Here is an 18,758-nt window from a genome sequence, read left to right as displayed (position 1 = left end):
CGAAACCGCTCAGTAATCTGGGCGGTTTTTTTGTGATGTTAATGCGGTATAGAAAAAGAGGTGTTCCGCTATGCGGAGCACCTCTTTCAAATTATTATCCTTGACTGTTATTGTTTCCTCCAGAACCTGAGTTGTTGCCGGTGCCTGAATCTGAATCAGAATCAGTGACTCCTCCGCCGTTTCCGGAGTCAGCGCTGCCGTCTCCCTGGCCTGAACCGCCGCCGGAGTCACCAGTGTCTGGTTTTGGCTCTTCGGGTTTATCCGGTTTTGGCTTATCCTCTTTAGGAGGTTTTGGTTCCTCTTTTTCTTTTCCAATTCGTACCGTATTCGATTTACCTGACTGTTTGCCGGCCACATCCACCGCAACGACATAGTATTCACCGTCACCGAGAGTGGAGACCAGGTTTTCATCAGATTTGATGCTTGCTACTTTTTGTCCGCTTACTGTAAAGACTCTGTAACCGACGACATCGTTGCTTGCTGATGCAGTCCAGGTTACTTTATTGCCGGAAGCGCTGGCCTTGACTGTTCCAGGTGCTGCCCCATCATCTTCTATCTTGTTTTCAGCAACAAGGATATTCTTATACTTTTCCGAGTCAGCCGGAATCAACTGTCTTGGATCGGCCTTGATGCCATTCAGGATATTCTCAACGAAGTCAGGGTTCAATATGACTCCCGGCTGTGAGAACTCAGCTGGAGTGGAGTCCAGAGCCAAATACTTCTTGCCGTTTATCATCACATAACGGCTGCTTAAAAGACTGTCGTCCGTTTTGTTTGGAACATATTGTGCATTGAACAGGTCGCTCTTCACCAATCCGGCCTGGCTGCATGCCTCTGAAGGAAGCAGGCCTGAAATACCACAGAAAGATCTGGTTACGATACCTTCTGGAGCCTGGAATGATGCTTCAGGATCGATTAAATCCGGTGCAAGGTCATGCGCATCATTCAGGAAGTAAGACCATAAACGTATGTTTCTTAAACCATAATGTCCGTAGGTTTCCATGGCTCTGTACATTGATTTAGGATCATCATATCCGAACCATGTACCGAAAGTAATGCTTGGATTTGATGCGATGAACCAGTGGTCCTTGTAGTCCTGAGTGGTTCCTGATTTACCTGCCCAATCGGAAGAGAAGTTAAGGAACCGCTTCGCGTAACGTCCCGTTCCTGCATAGTGGTCAAGGGTGTCCCTCATCATATCAATGGTTAGATAAGCTGTTTGCGGACTGAATACATCCACAGGCTCAATTTCATGCTGGAAAATCGTATTGCCATCTTTGTCTACAATCTTTTCGATCATATACGCATCGATGAACTTACCGCCGTTAGCAAATGTTGTATAGGCGTTTGTATTTTCTTCAAGGGTAACTCCGCGCTTCATTCCTCCAAGGGCAAGAGCATAGTTCTCTTTTTCGCCGCTTGTCAGTGTGGAGAAGCCCATTTTTTCAAGGAACTGAATCGGCTGTTTGTTGAAAATCCGTGTATATAGGCGGGCTGCAGGAATATTCAAGGATTCTGCCAACGCATATCTGGCAGGAATCAAACCATTATAATTAAACGAATAGTTCTGCGGATTCCACATAACTCCGTTCCCTGCCATGATGGACATTTCAACATCCGGAAGCGGAGTACCCGGTCCGATTTCACCGAACTCAAGTGCCGGTGCATATACAAGAAGCGGCTTCATCGTCGATCCATTCTGGCGGATGGACTGAGTGGCATGGTTAAGCTGTTCCTGTTTGAAATCACGTCCGCCGACGAAGCTGATGATTTTACCGGATTTGTTCTCAATCATGATTGCACCGACCTGGACAGGGTTCGGTACTTCAACTTCTTCACCTGTTTCAGGATCGATTTTGGTGCTGGTTAGTTCTTGTCCGTACATTTCGTATGCATCTTTTGTCTTTTGCATACTGTCGTAAATTTCTTTGTTGACCGTCGAGTGGATATGGTATCCGCGCTGTCTCATTTCACGGTCAGCGAGTGTTGTATATTTCTCATATAATTCATCGTTATTCGCAAGGTCATCTTCAGAGTATCCATCTTTTTCAGCGAGGATTTTAGAAATGATTTCCTTGGCACGGCTTTCAATTTCAGCAGTCAGCCAAGGGTAATTGTCATTGACTGAAGGCTTAGGCCCGATGAAATCTTTTGAAATATCATAATTGGAGGCAGTTTCATATTCTTTTTCAGTAATATAGCCTTCCTCAAACATGCGGTACAGCACAGTCTGCATTCTGGTAAGTCCCGGTTCAAGGTTTTCTTTGATTTCCCCTCCATTGGTAAAAGGAGTGTAGGCAAATGGTGCCTGTGGCAGACCTGCGATAAAGGCTGCCTGAGGCAATGTAAGGTCTTTCGGTTCCACACCGAAAATTCCTTTTGCTGCAGACTTGACTCCCGCAATATTTCTTCCTGAGGAATTACGGCCGAGTGTTGCTACATTTAAGTATGCTTCAAGGATTTCATCTTTTTCAAAGAAGCGTTCCAACCTCAAAGCCAAAAGGATTTCTTTTGCTTTCCGGTCAAAGGATACTTCGTTTGTAAGGATTTGGTTCTTGATCAGCTGCTGAGTAAGTGTGCTTCCCCCGGACTGGGTAGCCGAATTGGTGAATTCCTGGACGATTGCACGCAGGATTGCTTTCGGCACAACCCCATTGTGCTCTTTGAAATATTCATCCTCAGTTGCGATGATGGCATTGATCAAGTTTTCCGATACCTCATCAATGTTTACCTCTTCACGCTCCAAGTCGGTCCTCATTTTACCGAGATAGACATCATTGGCAAAATAGAGCTGGGAGGTCTCCTCATAATTATAAATATCCTGTTTCATGTTTTCATATGGGCGAATCGGTTCTTCTTTTACCAAGGAGGCAAAATAACCGGCCCCGACCCCGCCAGCGAATGCTGTGCCCAGAACAGCCACCACAATTAATATCAATAATAAATTCCATAGAACTCCATAGGTGATTCTGGCACGTTTTAACAATCTATTGTTAGTAAAGAACTTGATGACAGGCTGAGACCGCTGCAGTAGAGATTGAAATTTTTCCTTCATATATACACTCCTCCTAAAATCATCTATATTATAGCATAATTCGACCATGTGAAGACCACAATAAGGAATTTACAGAGAGACAGTCTTACAGCACGGGAAGAATAGGGGATGACAGGGAAAGGTATTTTTTACCTTCAGGGGAATAATACGGGGCTCAAATTGACAAAGGCCCTAAAACTATGATAAAAAAAGTATATCTGAAATAAATTTTTATAACGAAATGGCTTCGACAGGAACAAGTAGTCCCGTTATCCCTATTCCAGAGAGTCAGTGGGTGGTGCAAACTGACATACATAACGTGATGAATTACCTCCTTGAGCTTTTGCTGTGAAAGACACCGGTTCATTAGCAGCAAACGGGAAAACCGTTACATTATCAAGTGGAGGATACTTGTGTCCTTAAGTTGGGTGGTACCGCGTGTAAAACGTCCCTGCATTGGCAGGGACGTTTTTTTGTGGGGTTTTCTGCCTTATAAAAAACCAGGAGGAAGATAAAATGGAATTATTGAAAGATTTAGAGTGGCGCGGCATAACGTATCAACAAACAGATGAAGAGGGACTGAAGAACCTTTTAGACAAAGAAAAGATTTCGATCTACTGCGGGATCGATCCTACTGCAGACAGTATGCATATCGGTCATTTACTGCCATTTTTAACACTGAGACGCTTCCAAAATCATGGACATCGTCCATTGGTGCTGGTAGGAGGAGCCACGGGGCTGATTGGAGATCCGAGCGGTAAGAGTGAAGAACGCAAGCTGCAGACCGTTGAGTCGATTCAGTATAATGCAGAAAGCATCAAGAATCAGCTGAAAAGCATCTTTGATTTTGAAGGTGAAAATGGCGCTGTCATGGTCAACAACTTTGACTGGATCGGACCGATGGACATGGTGACATTCCTTCGTGACTTCGGTAAGCATATCGGTGTGAACTATATGCTTGCAAAAGATACCATTGCATCCCGCTTGGAAACAGGTATTTCCTACACTGAGTTTACATATACGATCTTACAGGCTATGGATTTCAACCATCTGTATGAAAACTATAACTGTAAGCTTCAAATCGGCGGAAGCGACCAGTGGGGCAATATTACGACAGGACTTGAACTGATCCGCCGCACAAGGGAAGAAGAATCTAAAGCATTTGGATTCACGATTCCGCTTGTCACTAAAGCGGACGGTACTAAATTCGGTAAAACAGAGAGCGGTGCAATCTGGCTTGATCCTGAAAAAACGTCTCCTTACGAGTTTTACCAATTCTGGATCAATACAGCGGATGCTGATGTGATTAAATACCTTAAATACTTTACATTCCTTTCACATGAAGAAATCGAAGCATTAGCTGAAACAGTAGAAACTGAACCTCATCTGCGCAAAGCTCAAAAGGCTTTGGCAGAGGAAATGACAAAGCTTATCCATGGGGAAGATGCTCTTGCGCAGGCAATCAAGATCACTGAAGCTCTTTTCAGCGGCAACATCAAGGAATTGTCTTCTGCAGAAATCAAGCAGGGCTTCAAGGATGTTCCATCTTTTACACAGTCTAAAGACGAGGAAATCAATTTAGTGGACCTTCTGGTGAACACTAAAATTGCCCCTTCTAAAAGACAGGCGAGAGAAGATATCGGAAATGGCGCCATCTACATTAACGGTGACCGTACAACGGACCTGCAGCATGTCATGTCCGATAGTGACAGGATCGATGACCAATTCACGATCATCAGAAGAGGGAAAAAGAAATATTTCATGATTCAATATTCATAAGAACATAGAAAAAAGGTGCTTATCGCTAAGCACCTTTTTTGTATTTGCAGCTTCAGGGGATGTCGATCTGCTGAAGCTGTTTGTGTTAGTCTTTCTTAATGAGCTTGTACACTATCATGCTGTTTCTTGTTTGTCAGGAAACCGGCACCCAGAACTACAACAGTAAGGGCGGCAATGATCAGGTAGGTGTAAGGGCTGTGTGAAAGATGAATCAAGTTCAAGAACTGTTTATCCGCCATCACCATTTCACCGGCTGTCCACGCCAGGATCCCAGAACCGATATAAGCAATCCAGCGATATTTCTCCAGTAGTCTAACAATTGCCTTTGATCCGAAAATCATGATTGGGATACTGATCAGAACACCAAGGGCAATCATTCCGATATGGCCATGGGCAGCACCCGCAACAGCCACGACATTATCAAGGCTCATCACGGCATCTGCGATGATTATGGTTGTGACTGCTTGTCTAAGTCCAGTGTGAGACTTAATGTTGGCATCCTCTTCTTCTTCTACAAGAACTTTATAAGCAATCCACAGAAGCAGAAGTCCTCCGAAAAGATGTACATAAGGAATCTGAAGCAAGTAAACAATAACGGCAGCGAACAGAATACGAAGGATTACAGCTCCTCCGGTTCCAAAGAAAATCGCTTTGTTCTGCAGTTCCTTTGGAAGATTCTTTGTTGCCATCGCAATGACGATCGCGTTGTCACCCGACAAAATGATATCGATGGCGATAATTTTTAACAGGGCAAGAATCGCACCTGAAGAAATGATAAATCCTGTGGAAAACAGAAAGTCCATAAACCTGTTCCTCCTTTTAAACTGAAAAACTATTAAATGGTTTTTTGTAAAAAATATCAACCTATCTATTATATCATATTTGGTTTAATAGAAGTGACTTTGGATTTGGACAGATAACGAAGAGGGGAAATTATAGATGGAAAAGCGGTGTATTTCATCTGGAAAAAGAGTTGAAAGAGAATTAGGGATGGAAAAGCGTGTGTATTCCATCAGAAAAGAGAGCAGCAAGAGAACTAGAGATGGAAAAGGCGGTGCATTCCATCTAAAAGAGAGCAGCAAGAGAACTTGGGATGGAAAAGGTGCTGTATTCCATCAGAAAAAAGAGCAAAAAGAGAGCCAGAGATGGAATAGTGTGTTCGTTCCATCAATCTAAACTTCGCATTTCCTCCCAACCAAACAAAAAAACCCCTTCCCAAACGGGAAAGGGTTCTGGAAGAATATTAACGAGAGTAGAACTCAACGATAAGTGCTTCGTTAATTTCAGCTGGAAGTTCAGAACGCTCTGGTAAGCGAGTGAAAGAACCTTCAAGCTTGTCAGCATCGAAAGTCAAGAAGTCAGGAACAAAGCTGTTCACTTCAAGAGCTTCTTTGATGATGTCAAGGTTGCGGGATTTTTCACGTACACCGATAGTTTGACCAGCTTGCAGACGGTAAGATGGGATATCTACGCGAGATCCATCAACAGTGATGTGTCCGTGGTTAACAAGTTGGCGTGCTTGACGGCGAGTACGAGCCAAACCAAGACGATAAACAACGTTATCAAGGCGTGCTTCAAGAAGTGCCATGAAGTTTTCACCGTGTTTACCTTGCATTTTGCCAGCTCTGTCGAATAGGTTACGGAATTGACGCTCAGTCACTCCATACATATGACGAAGCTTTTGCTTCTCTTGTAATTGTAAACCATATTCAGAGATTTTTTTGCGTTGGTTAGGACCGTGTTGTCCAGGAGCGTAAGGACGCTTTTCTAATTCTTTACCTGTACCGCTTAGAGAGATTCCAAGACGGCGGGATAATTTCCAGCTAGGGCCAGTATAACGAGCCATGAAAGACTCCTCCTTCGTGTTTTTATTTTGTTGTAAAATAAAAACCGTGTGTGAATTAACAATTATGGGTATTATGTTTTCATGTACCTTCGCTCCAGCAGCAGAGAGTTACAAGATACACCTCATTCGCGAGGAACAAAATACAGCATAAAGGACTTCACATAGGCTGCTTTTATTTTACACAAAGAACATTATATGTTTTTGATGGGACTAAGTCAAGGGCAATTTAGGTTTTTTGAAAAAACGACTGTTTGAGTGAACGTTAATGGGGCTTTGATAAAAGCAGAGGATTTAGAATAATACATAGGAATCAATTGGATTTTTATGCTATAATTTAATTTGATAGAATGACATGAAGAAGTTGCTTTTCATGATTATCCGTGCAGCCAATCAATTGGATTCATGGATAATCATGAAACGTTAAGAGACCACCGCCAAGGGAATATATCAGGAAAGCGAAGATAAGAGGGACATACTATGGTAAATGATGATCGGATGGATACGCAGGTGATCGGGTTGGAGACTAAAGACCAAATCTTCCTGAATGACTATAAAGCTCGCTTGTTCGACTTGGTCAATGAGGAGTTCAATGAAGATGAAAGTCATTGCAGGGATTGTCATTCCACCTGGATAAAGGCTGTACAACATTCATTGAAGGCGGATGCCGTTCTATATTATCAGTGGATGGAAAACAGCTATCAGCTTACTGACAGCCTGTCATTGGACAAATATCCGTTGACTCTTTTTCCTGATGTTTTTGACCGTATGTTCGAAGGGGCAGAGGGTGGAATTGCAAAAGGATTCAATGCCGATCCCATTTTTGGCAGATTCGAACTTGCTTTTCGGTTAGCCGGCCAAACAGGCAATCTCTTTGGGGTACTCCTGATTTCCGGCCTTCAGTCGCCATTGTCGCGCAGCAGTCTCCGGAGCTTTGCTGACCACAGCTGTGCATATTTAAGGAAAATGCATTATTTCAACCAAGTTGTTGAAGAGGAGCATCGTTACCGTGAACTCTTTAAAGTCAATGAAGCATTCCATTCTTCGATGGATATCAACATTCTACTTGGACAGATTGTCAGTACGTTGACAAGGGTTTTTCCAAATTATGATTTTCATCTGCTGCTTTCCAATGATAATGATAAAAACCATGGTAATCTTCCTATCTCGGATTTCGATTACGATAATGCCACTGCTGCAGCCATGCAGGCTTTTGTCAATGGAACCTTTGAGGCAGAATTTCAGCATGCCGCTCAAAAGCTGACACTATATGCTCCATTAAAAGGAAAGCAGGGAGTATATGGGGTACTCGAGATAATCACGGCAGGGCAATTCAGATTTCCGGACAACCACCGGGAGTTTATCCGCCTTCTTGCTTATACCGCAGGGAGCGCACTTGAAAATGCAAAACTTTATCAGCAGTCCAGAAGGTTGATATCAGATCTGCAGCTGATAAACGAGACATCACACAGGCTGAACTCAAATTTGCGAATGACCGAAACCCTTACATTTTTGAAAAAGCAAATTAAACGTTCTTTCCAGGCTTCTTCTATCGGCTTCATTTTTATTGATGAACGGGAAGAATCCAGGGTCCTTCCAGAAAGCTCTGCCTTCTTTCATGGTTTGGAAGGAGCATCTTATGTAAAGTATGTGAAGCGGAAAATCATCAAAGAAAAAGAAGCTATCTTTATAGGGGATCTCAGCGGTAAGTTTGGGAAAGAGTTATCCTATCTCTCCCTTATGGCGGTCCCTATGGTACAGAATGATTCGATTATCGGTTTTTGTATTGTCCTTCATAAAGATCCATATTCTTTTTCTTTTGACATGTACAAACTGCTGCAATCCTTCATCCATCATTCAACGCTTGCTTTAACTAATTCCATGCTGCGTGAAAAGTTGGAAAAGCTTGTTGTAACGGACCATTTAACACAGCTTTATTCACGGAATTTCCTTGATGGGGAAATGGCCAGGTCCATGAGGGATGACAAGCAGGGGGCCCTTTTGCTGATGGATATCGATGATTTCAAGAAAATCAATGATACTTATGGACATCAGACCGGGGATGACGTTCTTATTCAGGTTGCCAATACGATTATGCATGAATCGAAAGAAATTGGCTTTGCTGCCAGATGGGGAGGCGAAGAACTTGCTGTTTACCTTCCTCACAAAGACTTGAAGTCCGGCCTTGAGTTCGGAAGAAGGATTGTTGAAAAAATTCCTGCAATGACAAATCCATCAGTGACCGTATCCTGCGGAGTCTCATGTTGGACGAGCGGCCGTGAGGACCACGTAAAGGACTTGGTGAAAAGGGCAGATACCTCTATGTATTATGCTAAAAATAACGGAAAGAATCAGATGGCAATCATCCATTCATAATGAAAAAGACTTTGAAATGCCTCTGGCTTCAAGGTCTTTTTTTTGTTTCCTCCCAAAACAGGAAGCATAAATCAAAATGAATGTAAACGCTTTCTTTTTCAGAGGAAATGTCATATGCTATTAATGAATTCTAATGAGGAAAATAGGCCGGGCGAATAAAGTCGCATCGGAGAGACCTGTACTAATGGGATAGATAAGATAGAACAGCTTACGAGTTCGGATTAGATAACAGGAGGAGAAACAAATGAAGAAGGACTTTGAAAGGTTCGAAACGAAAGTAATTCATAACGGGTACAATTCTGTAGAATATAATGACAGTCTAGCGCCGCCACTCTATCAAACTTCCACCTTCACTTTTAAAGATGCCCAGCAGGGGGAAAGAAGGTTTGCCGGTGAAGAGGCGGGATACATTTATTCACGTCTTGGAAATCCTACCGTTTCCATGCTGGAAGAGCGGATGGCATCACTTGAAAATGGAGAAGCGGCCCTTGCTTTCGGTTCTGGGATGGCTGCCGTTTCTGCTGTCCTGCTGTCAATGACAAAAGCCAATGATCACATCCTCTGCTCGCAAGGGGTTTATGGCTGTACATTCGGTTTGTTGAGCCTCATGGAAGAAAAGTATGGCATCACTCATGACTTCTCAGCAATGGACAGTGAAGATGAGATAAGAAATAGCATTAAACCGGAGACTGTCTGTATCTATGTGGAAACGCCGATCAACCCTACAATGAAATTGATCGATCTTGAAATGGTCGCAAGTATTGCAAAGGAAAAAGGCATTCCTGTCGTAGTGGACAATACCTTTTCTTCACCATACCTGCAAAAACCACTTGATTTAGGTTGTGACGTCATCATTCACAGCGCCACTAAATATATCTGCGGACATGGGGATGTCATCGCCGGTATTGTTGTGGGTAAAAAAGAATTGATGGATGACATTAGGATGACGACTCAAAAGGATATCGGAGGTGTCATTTCCCCATTTGATGCCTGGCTGTTATTGAGAGGCGTAAAGACGCTGCCGGTCCGAATGGATCGCCATTGTGAAAACGCCGAGAAAATTGCCGCCTTCCTAAAAGAGCAGCCGCAAGTGGATAAAATGTTCTTCCCGGGCGATCCGGATAATCCTAACTATGAAACTATGAAAAAACAAATGAGCAAACCTGGCGGATTGATAGCTTTCACCATTAAAGGGACTAAAGAGACTGCCCAGCAGTTCATGAATGAGTTAAAACTGATAAAGATTGCGGTAAGTCTAGGAGATGCCGAAACACTAATCCAGCATCCGGCAACCATGACACATGCTGTTGTTCCCGAACAGTCCAGAGAGAAGATGGGGATAACGGATACTCTGCTAAGGCTTTCAATAGGCCTTGAAGCATGGGAAGATATCCGTGATGACTTAATGCAGGCGTTCAGCAGAATAAAATAAACAGAAAAGACAGAGCCCCAGCGGTTCTGTCTTTTCTTTGTCCAGCATACCGGGAGGATTCTAAACTCGGACAACCTAAGGGTCAAGAAAAGGTGTGGTGTGAAAAAACTAATATAATTTACAGGGGCATAATGTTTTAACTACTTTAAAAGAGTACAAACACAGAGAAAGGTTTTTCCAAAAGATTGTTAATTTGAGCCACGGTGCTGCCTTTTATAAACGCAAGTTGATTGGAGCGGAAGCTGTGCGATCTCCTGCGGGACTAGCGGGACAGGTGAGACCCCGCAGGCGCAGCCGAGGAGGCTCACCGCCCGCCCCGCGGAGTCGTGCAGCTGCAGCGGAGATCAACGACCCCTGTATAAATCCACAATATTTTCGTAAGAGCCAAGTTAAAAACAGAATCTCTCCTTAAGCACTCTTAAGCAAATCCTTCAAAGCATACCAAAAGGCATTTTCTGATGAATTTCGGGTAAGTAACCTGTATTAGAAGATGGGGAGGTAACGCCAAGATGAAGGAGCAAAAGATACCGAAAGAGTCCCATTCTTACTGGCGGAAAGCTGCTGAAGAGAATGGACTGGTTTTTAAGAAACTGGGAAATAAAACACACGAGACAGATGTGACCATTGTCGGAGCAGGGATTACAGGGATCATCGCTGCCTATTTACTTTCGCGTGAAGGGAAAAAGGTTGCACTTGTGGAAGCAAGCAGGGTCATCGATGGCACCACCGGTTATACAACCGCAAAAATCGCAGCACAGCATGGCCTGATATATGATGACTTAATGAAACACCATGGAGAGGAAAAAGCATCTCAATATTATCATGCGAATACCGAAGCATTAGACTTTATAGAAAAACTGACAGAAGAATTAAACATAGATTGTGAATTTACGAAACAGCCTTCTTATGTTTATGCTGAGACCGAGCAAGGAGCAGAAAAATTAAAGAAGGAAGCAGAAGCTTATCGGAAACTGGATATTCCGGGAGAACTTACAACGGAAACGGACTTGCCTTTCCAGGTAACATCCGCCTTGAAAATGCCGAATCAGGCACAATTTCATCCTGTGAAATTTTTGATGCCGCTATTAGATGAAATCCAGAAAAACGGCGGAAAGATTTATGAACAGACCAGAGTAACAAAAATTACCGAAGATAACCTTGCAGAAGTGGTGACGGAAGAGGGAGGTAAGCTGACATCCCCAAAAGTCATCGTGAGTACACATTTTCCAATCAATGATTTTAAGGGGTTGTATTTTTCGAGGCTTGATATTGAGAGGTCCTATATTCTTGCAGCAAAAACTGATGATCGAGTTCCAGACGGGATGTACCTGAGTGCCGACCAGCCTAAAAGATCCATCCGGTATGCTGCTGATTCAAACGGAAGCAAAATGATCCTGTTCGGCGGTGACAGCCATAAAACCGGGCAAGGCGGGAATACAGAAGAACACTATCAGAATCTCAAACACTTTGCCGAAAGATATTTTTCAGTAGAAGACTATCCATATCGCTGGTCTGCACAGGACTTGACCACACTGGATAAAGTGCCGTATATAGGCCCTGTAACAGAACACCAGCCTAACATCATGGTTGCGACAGGATACGCGAAATGGGGAATGACCAATGGTACAGCCGCCGCCCTGTTATTATCCGATTTAGTACTTCAAAAAGAGAACCGATTTCAGGAGTTGTTTTCTCCTTCAAGGTTTAACGCAAACCCAAGCATAAAGAACTTTGTCACGGAAAACGCCAATGCAGCCAAAGAATTTGTAAAAGGCAAACTGGATAAGCATGACAGAAAACTGGAAGAGCTGGAGAACGGTGAAGGTGGTGTCGTTACCGTTGATGGAAAAAGAGCGGGGGCATATCGAAATGAAAGTGGCGAGATCACCGTGGTGGATACGACATGTACCCATATGGGATGTGAGCTGGGGTGGAACAATGCTGAAAAATCCTGGGATTGTCCGTGTCACGGCAGCCGTTTTTCCTCATCTGGAGATGTCATTGAAGGTCCGGCGGTCAAACCGTTGAAAAAAATTTATGAATAATAACACACCCGAAAAGAAGATTCATTCTTTTCGGGTGTGTTTGTTACTGTTCCTTTTTCCATAGTGAAAGCAATGGACCGCTTTCTCCGTAGACGGGATCCTGGGAAGGGATTTCAACTTCCTTGATTTCGATTAGCAGCTGTGTCCTTTGATTGTCCTGGTCGGTTTTCAAGTTGTGATCCTTTCCATCAGGATAGGCGCCGGCAACTTTGAAGTTTTCACTTGCTGTCAACCTTTTATGTCCCGTGCCGGCTGGCAGAACAATTACATCCCCTGGATGAACTTCGACTTTCCTGCCGCTTTCCCCGCCGACAATAATCTCTGCTGAACCACTGATCACGCCAAGTACTTCATGGGTGTTGCTGTGGAAATGATGGTAATCAAACACCCCGCCCTGCCAGCTGTTTCTCCAGTTATGACTGTTGAAAACACTCTCTGCCTTTTCTGGGTCATCCTTAAAAGCACCCTTGTAAAAAAGGACTGGCAAATCAGGATTATTCGGGATTGATCCACTCTCTTCAAAATATAAAGTTTCGGGTTCTTTGCTTTGCATGTTCATCCTCCTTTACAGTCTTATATCCATAGGAATTCCCTTGGTGCTACCCGGGTAAACTTGTGGCGCAGAAAGGCTGGGGAAGGATGAAAAAGAGAAAAAGCCGGAAATCTTTTCCGGCTTCAACGATTAAATATATTGCATCAAAGCCTGAACAAACCCTTCAAGCTTTTCTTTATCCATGTCATCAAATCTGCTTTTCTCAGGGCTGTCGATATCAAGTACGCCGATTACTTCTCCGTCCTTCATCATCGGCACAACAATTTCGGATTGAGATGCTGCATCACAGGCGATGTGGCCGGGGAATGCATGAACATCTTCAACAAGATAGGTTTTTTTGTCTTTTACAGCGGAACCGCATACTCCTCTTCCAACTTTGATGCGTACACATGCCGGCAGACCCTGGAATGGTCCGAGGACAAGTTCCCCATCTTCCATAAGATAAAACCCAACCCAGTTAATGCGGTCCAGAAATTGATTCAACAATGCAGAAGCATTACTTAAGTTGGCAATACGATTACTTTCTCCCTCTAAAAGAGCATGTAGCTGCTTGATGACCAAGTCATAATTTTCTTCGCGTGTACCTTGGTACATAGATGTTTGGAACATGGAACTCCCCCATTTCTACAGAATGTGATTTCAAATTCATAAATTCATCGATTTCCTGCAAGTTTGGCAGGAAAGTGTCGAGAAATACATAAAGGAATATCAGGTGCGGCACCGAATGTTTATGTATTAATCGGGTAGCGCTTTACAGAGATCTATTCAAAAAATAAGAGCTGCCTGAAAGCGGACCCTTAGATTAGCGGCAATCCTGATGAACCATTTTTAGCACATTTTCAAAAGTGATTCAACTAATAAATTCAAAGGTAGTGAGAACATGGCAAAATCAGCTGCACAGGGCTTGACTAAAGAAAATATTCTCTTATCTGCTGTTTCGCTGTTTAATACGAAAGGATACAACGGTACTTCTGTCAGGGATATCGCCAAAAAAGCATCCGTTAACGCTGCCAATATTTCATACCACTTTCACGGCAAACAGGGGCTGCTGGAATCCTGTTTCACACGCTTTTTTGAATCTTATTTGGAGTGCCTTGAGACGGAGGCTGATAAATTGGACTTTACTCCTGCTGATGAATGCCTGAAAAGGGCTGTCTATAATATCCTTCAGTATCAAAGTGAAAACCACCTTCTCTCCCGCTTTGTCTGGAGAGAAGTTTCCATCGATTCACAAATTGTGCGTGAAATCATTTCCTCTTACCTTATGAAAGAGCGTTACTTGCTGAAGCGGTTTTTTGAGGTGGGAAAAGAACAAAACCGCTTTACATCCATGCCTGTGAGTATATTTATCATCCAGTTGAAATCCATGCTCTCCATGCCGTTCCTGAACAGCCAATACTTGAGGGAAGTATGGCATGTGTTCCCGCAGGAGCAATACTTTGTCGACCGTTACTTCACTTCCCTGGAACAGTGGATTGATCAATGCCTGCTAAATGGCAGCCTGAACCGGCTCAGTAATTCATTTTAAAATCATGCGGTCCCTGCCTTGATTCAAGTCCTTTGCTTGATGAGCATCAGATCCATAAACAAGAGGGATTCCCATTTCAATAGCTTGCTGGGCGATCCCCGGCGGCGGATAGGAAACACCGCATCCTTTCTTGAAAAAGCCTGCCCCGTTATAATCAAGTTCCATTTTGCGGTTCGCCACTTCGTCAAGGATGGATTGTATCTCAATCCCAAATGAGCCGGCTGGAGGAAAATCTTTCTTGAACTTATCGGCAAGTGTGATATGGCCGATTCGGTTGGGTTTGAATTTTCCCAGGTCTGCTTCTATGGACTTCAGGACCGTTTTGTAATAAGTTCGGTGGATTTCGTCCACGCCCCCGTAGAACTCAATCATTCTCCCAAAGTTGTCCCTGCTGAAATCCAGGCAGTCATAAGTTCCCTCTTTTAGTAAAAAGTGAACGGAAAGCAGACTGTCATCAAGGTGCGGTCCGATCTTGTCCAAAAACTGAGTTGTCTGCTTTTCGTATCCTTCAATATAATCAATTTCCAGTCCCGTTTTGATGGTGATTTTGTCAGTGAACTCCCTCTTGAGATCTGTGAGCTCTGCGATATACCCCTCCAAATATTCCAGCTTCATTCCGCTGTCTTTATCCGGTACAGGGTCTTCAAACCCCTCTGGAAGGGGTGCATGTTCTGTAAACGTTATTTCTTCATACCCGAGCTCGATGGCTCTGTTTATATATTCATAAAATGAATCCTTAGTCCCGTGCGGGCAGTAAGGGCTGTGAATATGGCCGTCAATCTTCATCCAATCCCTCATTTCCTTTTACTGTCATTTCCATATATAATAGTAAAATATCAATATTTTTATTAAATAGGTAGACTTTTATAATAAATATTCCATTTGAAGAGGAAAAATTGCAAATAAATCGTCAAAAAATGTCGTTATCATGGTATCATAATAAAAGCTATAATGTGAGATTTTACAGTTTTTACATAGAGCAGATCAAGTTATAGAAGCAGGGGGCTTACGATGGAATTTATCATCGGAGGAATTATACTTTTAATTATTCTATTTATTATCGGTTATTTTATAAGAAGAAAATATTATCATCATGTTGACCGGCTCGAATCGTGGAAGGTCGATATTATGAACAGGCCAATTCTGGATGAACTATCGAAAGTAAAACAGCTGAACATGACCGGCCAGACAGAAGAGCTTTTTGAAAAGTGGCGTAAAGGCTGGGATGACATTGTTACGGCTGATCTTCCAGAAGTAGAAGAGCTGCTGTTCACAGCGGAAGAAAAGATTGACAAGTTTCGCTTTGGGGCCGCTAAAGAGGTTCTCGCAAAGATTGAAGGAATTCTGAATCTGACTGAAGACAAGATGGAGAGGATCCATTCCGAAGTCGAGGAACTGGTTGGAAGTGAAGAGAAGAACAGGCTTGAAATAGAAGAACTGATGGAAGACTTCCGAAAAAGTAAGAAGACTTTGCTTGCTCACCGTCATGCATATGGAAAGTCAGCATATGGGCTTGAAGCAAAACTGGATGAAATGGCAGAGAAAATCGAAGCCTTCAATACTCTTACAGAAGAAGGAAATTATCTTGATGCCAGGGAGATTGTCCTGGGGCTGACAGCAGACACCGAGGATATCGTAAAGAAAATGGATACGATACCGGATTTGCTGACAGAATGCCAAACAGCTCTTCCGAACTCACTTAATGAAGTAGAAGCGGGATTCAAGGAGATGGAGTCTCAAGGATACGTGTTGAAACACCTTGGCATCAGTACGGAAGTCTCCAGATTGAGAGAAGAGCTTGCGGCATGCCTTGACTCCCTGGAAAAACTTCAAACCGAAAAGGCTTCAGAAGAAGTGGACAGCCTCAAACAAAGCGTTGAAAATTTATATGACATGCTTGAAAAGGAAGTTTTGGCCAAACATTTCGTCCTGCAGAATGAGGGGAAATCTTCGGAGCTTCTTGAAACTCTCAAGACTGTCAATAAAGAAATCAAGCAGGAAACTGAATTTGTGCAGCAGGGTTATCATTTAAAGGATGAGGACCTGCAGGTTCCAGTCCAGTTGGAAAAGAAAATCAATACACTGTTGAAACGTTTCCAGCAGCTCAAGGAAAAAGTGGAAGAGAATGAATCCGCTTATACATTCCTTAGTGAGGAACTTCAGGATATCAATCAGCAGCTTGAATTGATCCAGAGTGAGCAAAACACGTTTTCGGAGCAGCTTCAGACCCTTCGAAAGGAAGAAATTGAAGCAAAGGAAAAGGTTTCGGAACTTAAGAAAAAAATCGGTGAAGCAAGCCGGATGATCTCCAAAAGCAATATTCCGGGCCTGCCTACCGACTATAACGCTCTTCTCGAGGAAGCCTATAAGAATATCAGTGATGTGGTAAGGGCACTTGAAGAAAAACCGCTTAACATGCCAGTCGTTCAAAAGTACTTGGAAAAAGCGGTGGACACAGTCGACCACTTCCATAAAAAGACGACAGACTTAATTGAAACAGTCATGCTGGCAGAAAGAGTCATCCAATACGGTAATCGTTACAGAAGCCGAAGTGGCGATGTGTCGCAGAAATTGCAAAAGGCAGAATCTGCATTTAGAAGCTTTGATTATAGAGAGGCTCTGGAGCAGGCAGCTACAGCCATTGAGGAAGTAGAGCCTGGCGCCATTAAGAGAATTGAAGAGATCGTCAATGAAGAATTGAATGATTAAAGTAAAAGATCCCGGCTGGATTTTCCAGACCGGGATCTTTTTATGCTGATTTTTTTTCTGCTCCTAAAGCAGCTGAGAGGATGAAACCGATGACGGCCCCTGTAATTGCCGGCAGCAGCCAGCCGATGCCCTGGTTGAATAAAGGCAGAAAACTAAATGTATCATTTATACCTGAAAGATCCATTCCTGCCGTCTTTAATCCGTCAATGAAGCTGATAAGGAACGTTGGAATCAATGCCCCGATATAGACACCGGAGTATCCATTGAACCAGTTATGCATGAAAGAAAGCAGAATCAGTACAATCGCCAGAGGATATATGACAATCAGGACCGGAAGCGATACGGAGATCAGCTGTGTCAATCCTATATTCGCAATGACCATACTGAAAATACTGATAACGATCACTAACACGCGGTAAGAAACAGGTAAAAGCTTGGAAAAATATTGAGCGCATGCTGATACCAGACCGATTGAAGTGGTCAGACAAGCAAACGTGATGGCCAGTCCCAGGATTATCGTTCCAATTTGGCCATACAGATAATTTGCTGATCCTGCCAGGATTGCCCCGCCATTATCTTTAAGTCCAATGGCGTCCGTACTTGTCGCTCCTATATACCCAAGTGAAAGGTAAACAAGTGCCAAGCCAGTTGCTGCTATCACACCAGCTAGAATACAGGCTTTGGTAATGGCAGCAGTGGAAGCAATGCCTTTTTCTCTAACGGCATTGATCACGACGATTCCAAAGACCAGTGCGGCAATGGTGTCCATTGTCAGGTACCCTTCAAGGAACCCTTTGAAAAACGGACCATCTACATAGTCACCCGATGGAGCCTGAAATTCGCCCATTGGAGAGATGATGCTTTTAATCACTAATACTGTGAGGATGACAAGCAGTGCAGGAGTCAACACCTTGCCGATTCTGTCCACAAGTTTGGCAGGGTTCATCGCCAGCCAGATAGTCAATCCAAAAAAAATGATTGTATAAATAAACAACGGAAGTCCGTATTTACTGATATCTTCTCCAAGGAAGGGAGTGACCCCTATTTCATAAGCAACCGTTCCAGTTCGGGGGATCCCGAAGAAAGGCCCGATGGCAAGGTACATAATAACAGTAAAAATGACCCCGTAAACCGGGTTTACCCGGTTTGCAAGAGTTTGCAGGTCGCCTCCTGTTTTTGCAATGGCGATAATTCCGAGTAAAGGAAGGCCGACACCGGTTATCAAAAATCCGGTGATCCCGGTCCAAATATTTTCTCCAGCCTGCTGTCCCAAAAAAGGCGGGAATATCATGTTGCCCGCCCCTAGAAACAATGCAAACAGCATGAGGCCGACAGTGAAAATCAAATTAAATGATAGCGCTTTCTCCTTCATTGAGAATACCCCCTATAATTCAAAGGTGAATCGAGCTGTTATATAGTAACACAGAAATCGCGAAAATTGTCGAAATAATTAAAAGTT

14 protein-coding genes and 1 other annotated feature are annotated in these 18,758 nt (G+C 43.3%); of the genes, 7 read left to right on the top strand and 7 right to left on the bottom strand.

Annotated features, from left to right (window positions below; genetic code table 11):
* Positions 1-94 precede the first annotated feature (94 nt).
* Entirely contained in the window at positions 95-3,055 is a 2,961-nt protein-coding gene (locus ACOJQI_RS18035) for a transglycosylase domain-containing protein (RefSeq protein ID WP_421380541.1), read from the bottom strand.
* Between the two features lie 217 nt (positions 3,056-3,272).
* Positions 3,273-3,490, top strand: a binding site (T-box leader).
* 60 nt (positions 3,491-3,550) lie between these two features.
* On the opposite strand from ACOJQI_RS18035, the gene tyrS reads away from it, so the two are divergent.
* The gene (tyrS, locus tag ACOJQI_RS18030) at positions 3,551-4,813 is read left to right on the top strand and encodes a tyrosine--tRNA ligase (RefSeq protein ID WP_421380539.1); all 1,263 of its coding nucleotides are present in this window, start codon (positions 3,551-3,553) and stop codon (positions 4,811-4,813) included.
* A gap of 95 nt (positions 4,814-4,908) precedes the next feature.
* Here tyrS and ACOJQI_RS18025 read toward each other — a convergent pair whose 3' ends face one another.
* On the bottom strand, positions 4,909-5,616 hold the full coding sequence (locus tag ACOJQI_RS18025; RefSeq protein ID WP_421380537.1) for a TerC family protein: 708 nt from the start codon (positions 5,614-5,616) through the stop codon (positions 4,909-4,911).
* Positions 5,617-5,752: 136 nt separating this feature from the next.
* On the opposite strand from ACOJQI_RS18025, the gene ACOJQI_RS18020 reads away from it, so the two are divergent.
* Entirely contained in the window at positions 5,753-5,989 is a 237-nt protein-coding gene (locus tag ACOJQI_RS18020) for a hypothetical protein (protein WP_421380535.1), read from the top strand.
* A gap of 67 nt (positions 5,990-6,056) precedes the next feature.
* On the opposite strand, the gene rpsD is transcribed toward ACOJQI_RS18020, so the two are convergent.
* Positions 6,057-6,659 (bottom strand): 30S ribosomal protein S4, encoded by a 603-nt coding sequence (gene rpsD, locus ACOJQI_RS18015; RefSeq protein WP_421380532.1) that lies wholly within the window; start codon positions 6,657-6,659, stop codon positions 6,057-6,059.
* A gap of 477 nt (positions 6,660-7,136) precedes the next feature.
* Here rpsD and ACOJQI_RS18010 point away from each other — a divergent pair, with 477 nt between their 5' ends.
* The 3 genes from ACOJQI_RS18010 to ACOJQI_RS18000 all read left to right on the top strand — a co-directional run bounded on the left by ACOJQI_RS18010 (position 7,137) and on the right by ACOJQI_RS18000 (position 12,509).
* Positions 7,137-9,032, top strand: a complete 1,896-nt coding sequence (locus ACOJQI_RS18010) for a sensor domain-containing diguanylate cyclase (protein ID WP_421380529.1) — start codon at positions 7,137-7,139, stop codon at positions 9,030-9,032.
* A gap of 244 nt (positions 9,033-9,276) precedes the next feature.
* A complete protein-coding gene (gene megL / locus ACOJQI_RS18005; protein ID WP_421380527.1) occupies positions 9,277-10,464 on the top strand; it encodes a methionine gamma-lyase in 1,188 nt (395 codons plus the stop codon).
* A gap of 509 nt (positions 10,465-10,973) precedes the next feature.
* Entirely contained in the window at positions 10,974-12,509 is a 1,536-nt protein-coding gene (locus ACOJQI_RS18000) for an FAD-dependent oxidoreductase (protein WP_421380524.1), read from the top strand.
* 43 nt (positions 12,510-12,552) lie between these two features.
* Here the strand turns inward: ACOJQI_RS18000 and ACOJQI_RS17995 are convergent, their stop codons facing one another.
* Both ACOJQI_RS17995 and ACOJQI_RS17990 read right to left on the bottom strand, forming a co-directional pair.
* Positions 12,553-13,062, bottom strand: a complete 510-nt coding sequence (locus ACOJQI_RS17995; protein WP_421380522.1) for a cupin domain-containing protein — start codon at positions 13,060-13,062, stop codon at positions 12,553-12,555.
* Between the two features lie 129 nt (positions 13,063-13,191).
* Positions 13,192-13,671, bottom strand: coding sequence for a GAF domain-containing protein (locus ACOJQI_RS17990; RefSeq protein ID WP_421380519.1), 480 nt, complete (start codon positions 13,669-13,671; stop codon positions 13,192-13,194).
* A 271-nt stretch (positions 13,672-13,942) separates the two neighbouring features.
* On the opposite strand from ACOJQI_RS17990, the gene refZ reads away from it, so the two are divergent.
* The gene (gene refZ / locus ACOJQI_RS17985; RefSeq protein WP_421380517.1) at positions 13,943-14,590 is read left to right on the top strand and encodes a forespore capture DNA-binding protein RefZ; all 648 of its coding nucleotides are present in this window, start codon (positions 13,943-13,945) and stop codon (positions 14,588-14,590) included.
* Here refZ and hisJ read toward each other — a convergent pair.
* Positions 14,582-15,376: a histidinol-phosphatase HisJ gene (gene hisJ, locus ACOJQI_RS17980; protein WP_421380515.1), complete on the bottom strand. Its 795-nt coding sequence runs from the start codon at positions 15,374-15,376 to the stop codon at positions 14,582-14,584. The genes refZ and hisJ overlap by 9 nt on opposite strands.
* A gap of 225 nt (positions 15,377-15,601) precedes the next feature.
* Between hisJ and ezrA the strand changes: the two genes are divergently transcribed.
* Positions 15,602-17,299 (top strand): septation ring formation regulator EzrA, encoded by a 1,698-nt coding sequence (gene ezrA / locus ACOJQI_RS17975; protein ID WP_421380513.1) that lies wholly within the window; start codon positions 15,602-15,604, stop codon positions 17,297-17,299.
* 40 nt (positions 17,300-17,339) lie between these two features.
* Here ezrA and brnQ read toward each other — a convergent pair whose 3' ends face one another.
* Positions 17,340-18,671, bottom strand: coding sequence for a branched-chain amino acid transport system II carrier protein (gene brnQ / locus ACOJQI_RS17970; RefSeq protein ID WP_421380511.1), 1,332 nt, complete (start codon positions 18,669-18,671; stop codon positions 17,340-17,342).
* Between the last annotated feature and the right edge of the window lie 87 nt (positions 18,672-18,758).

The sequence above is a fragment of the Bacillus salacetis genome, assembly GCF_049177075.1.
GTDB classification, from domain to species: domain Bacteria; phylum Bacillota; class Bacilli; order Bacillales; family Bacillaceae_B; genus Rossellomorea; species Rossellomorea salacetis_A.
Note: the sequence above shows the minus strand (reverse complement) of the source record. Positions and strands in the feature narration are given on the sequence as shown.

What these genes read in the sequence shown, in the direction of transcription:
- ACOJQI_RS18035 (WP_421380541.1), bottom strand. Translation starts at nt 3,055, where the DNA reads ATGAAGGAAAAATTTCAATCTCTACTGCAGCGGTCTCAGCCTGTCATC.
- tyrS (WP_421380539.1), top strand. Translation starts at nt 3,551, where the DNA reads ATGGAATTATTGAAAGATTTAGAGTGGCGCGGCATAACGTATCAACAA.
- ACOJQI_RS18025 (WP_421380537.1), bottom strand. Translation starts at nt 5,616, where the DNA reads ATGGACTTTCTGTTTTCCACAGGATTTATCATTTCTTCAGGTGCGATT.
- ACOJQI_RS18020 (WP_421380535.1), top strand. Translation starts at nt 5,753, where the DNA reads ATGGAAAAGCGGTGTATTTCATCTGGAAAAAGAGTTGAAAGAGAATTA.
- rpsD (WP_421380532.1), bottom strand. Translation starts at nt 6,659, where the DNA reads ATGGCTCGTTATACTGGCCCTAGCTGGAAATTATCCCGCCGTCTTGGA.
- ACOJQI_RS18010 (WP_421380529.1), top strand. Translation starts at nt 7,137, where the DNA reads ATGGTAAATGATGATCGGATGGATACGCAGGTGATCGGGTTGGAGACT.
- megL (WP_421380527.1), top strand. Translation starts at nt 9,277, where the DNA reads ATGAAGAAGGACTTTGAAAGGTTCGAAACGAAAGTAATTCATAACGGG.
- ACOJQI_RS18000 (WP_421380524.1), top strand. Translation starts at nt 10,974, where the DNA reads ATGAAGGAGCAAAAGATACCGAAAGAGTCCCATTCTTACTGGCGGAAA.
- ACOJQI_RS17995 (WP_421380522.1), bottom strand. Translation starts at nt 13,062, where the DNA reads ATGCAAAGCAAAGAACCCGAAACTTTATATTTTGAAGAGAGTGGATCA.
- ACOJQI_RS17990 (WP_421380519.1), bottom strand. Translation starts at nt 13,671, where the DNA reads ATGTTCCAAACATCTATGTACCAAGGTACACGCGAAGAAAATTATGAC.
- refZ (WP_421380517.1), top strand. Translation starts at nt 13,943, where the DNA reads ATGGCAAAATCAGCTGCACAGGGCTTGACTAAAGAAAATATTCTCTTA.
- hisJ (WP_421380515.1), bottom strand. Translation starts at nt 15,376, where the DNA reads ATGAAGATTGACGGCCATATTCACAGCCCTTACTGCCCGCACGGGACT.
- ezrA (WP_421380513.1), top strand. Translation starts at nt 15,602, where the DNA reads ATGGAATTTATCATCGGAGGAATTATACTTTTAATTATTCTATTTATT.
- brnQ (WP_421380511.1), bottom strand. Translation starts at nt 18,671, where the DNA reads ATGAAGGAGAAAGCGCTATCATTTAATTTGATTTTCACTGTCGGCCTC.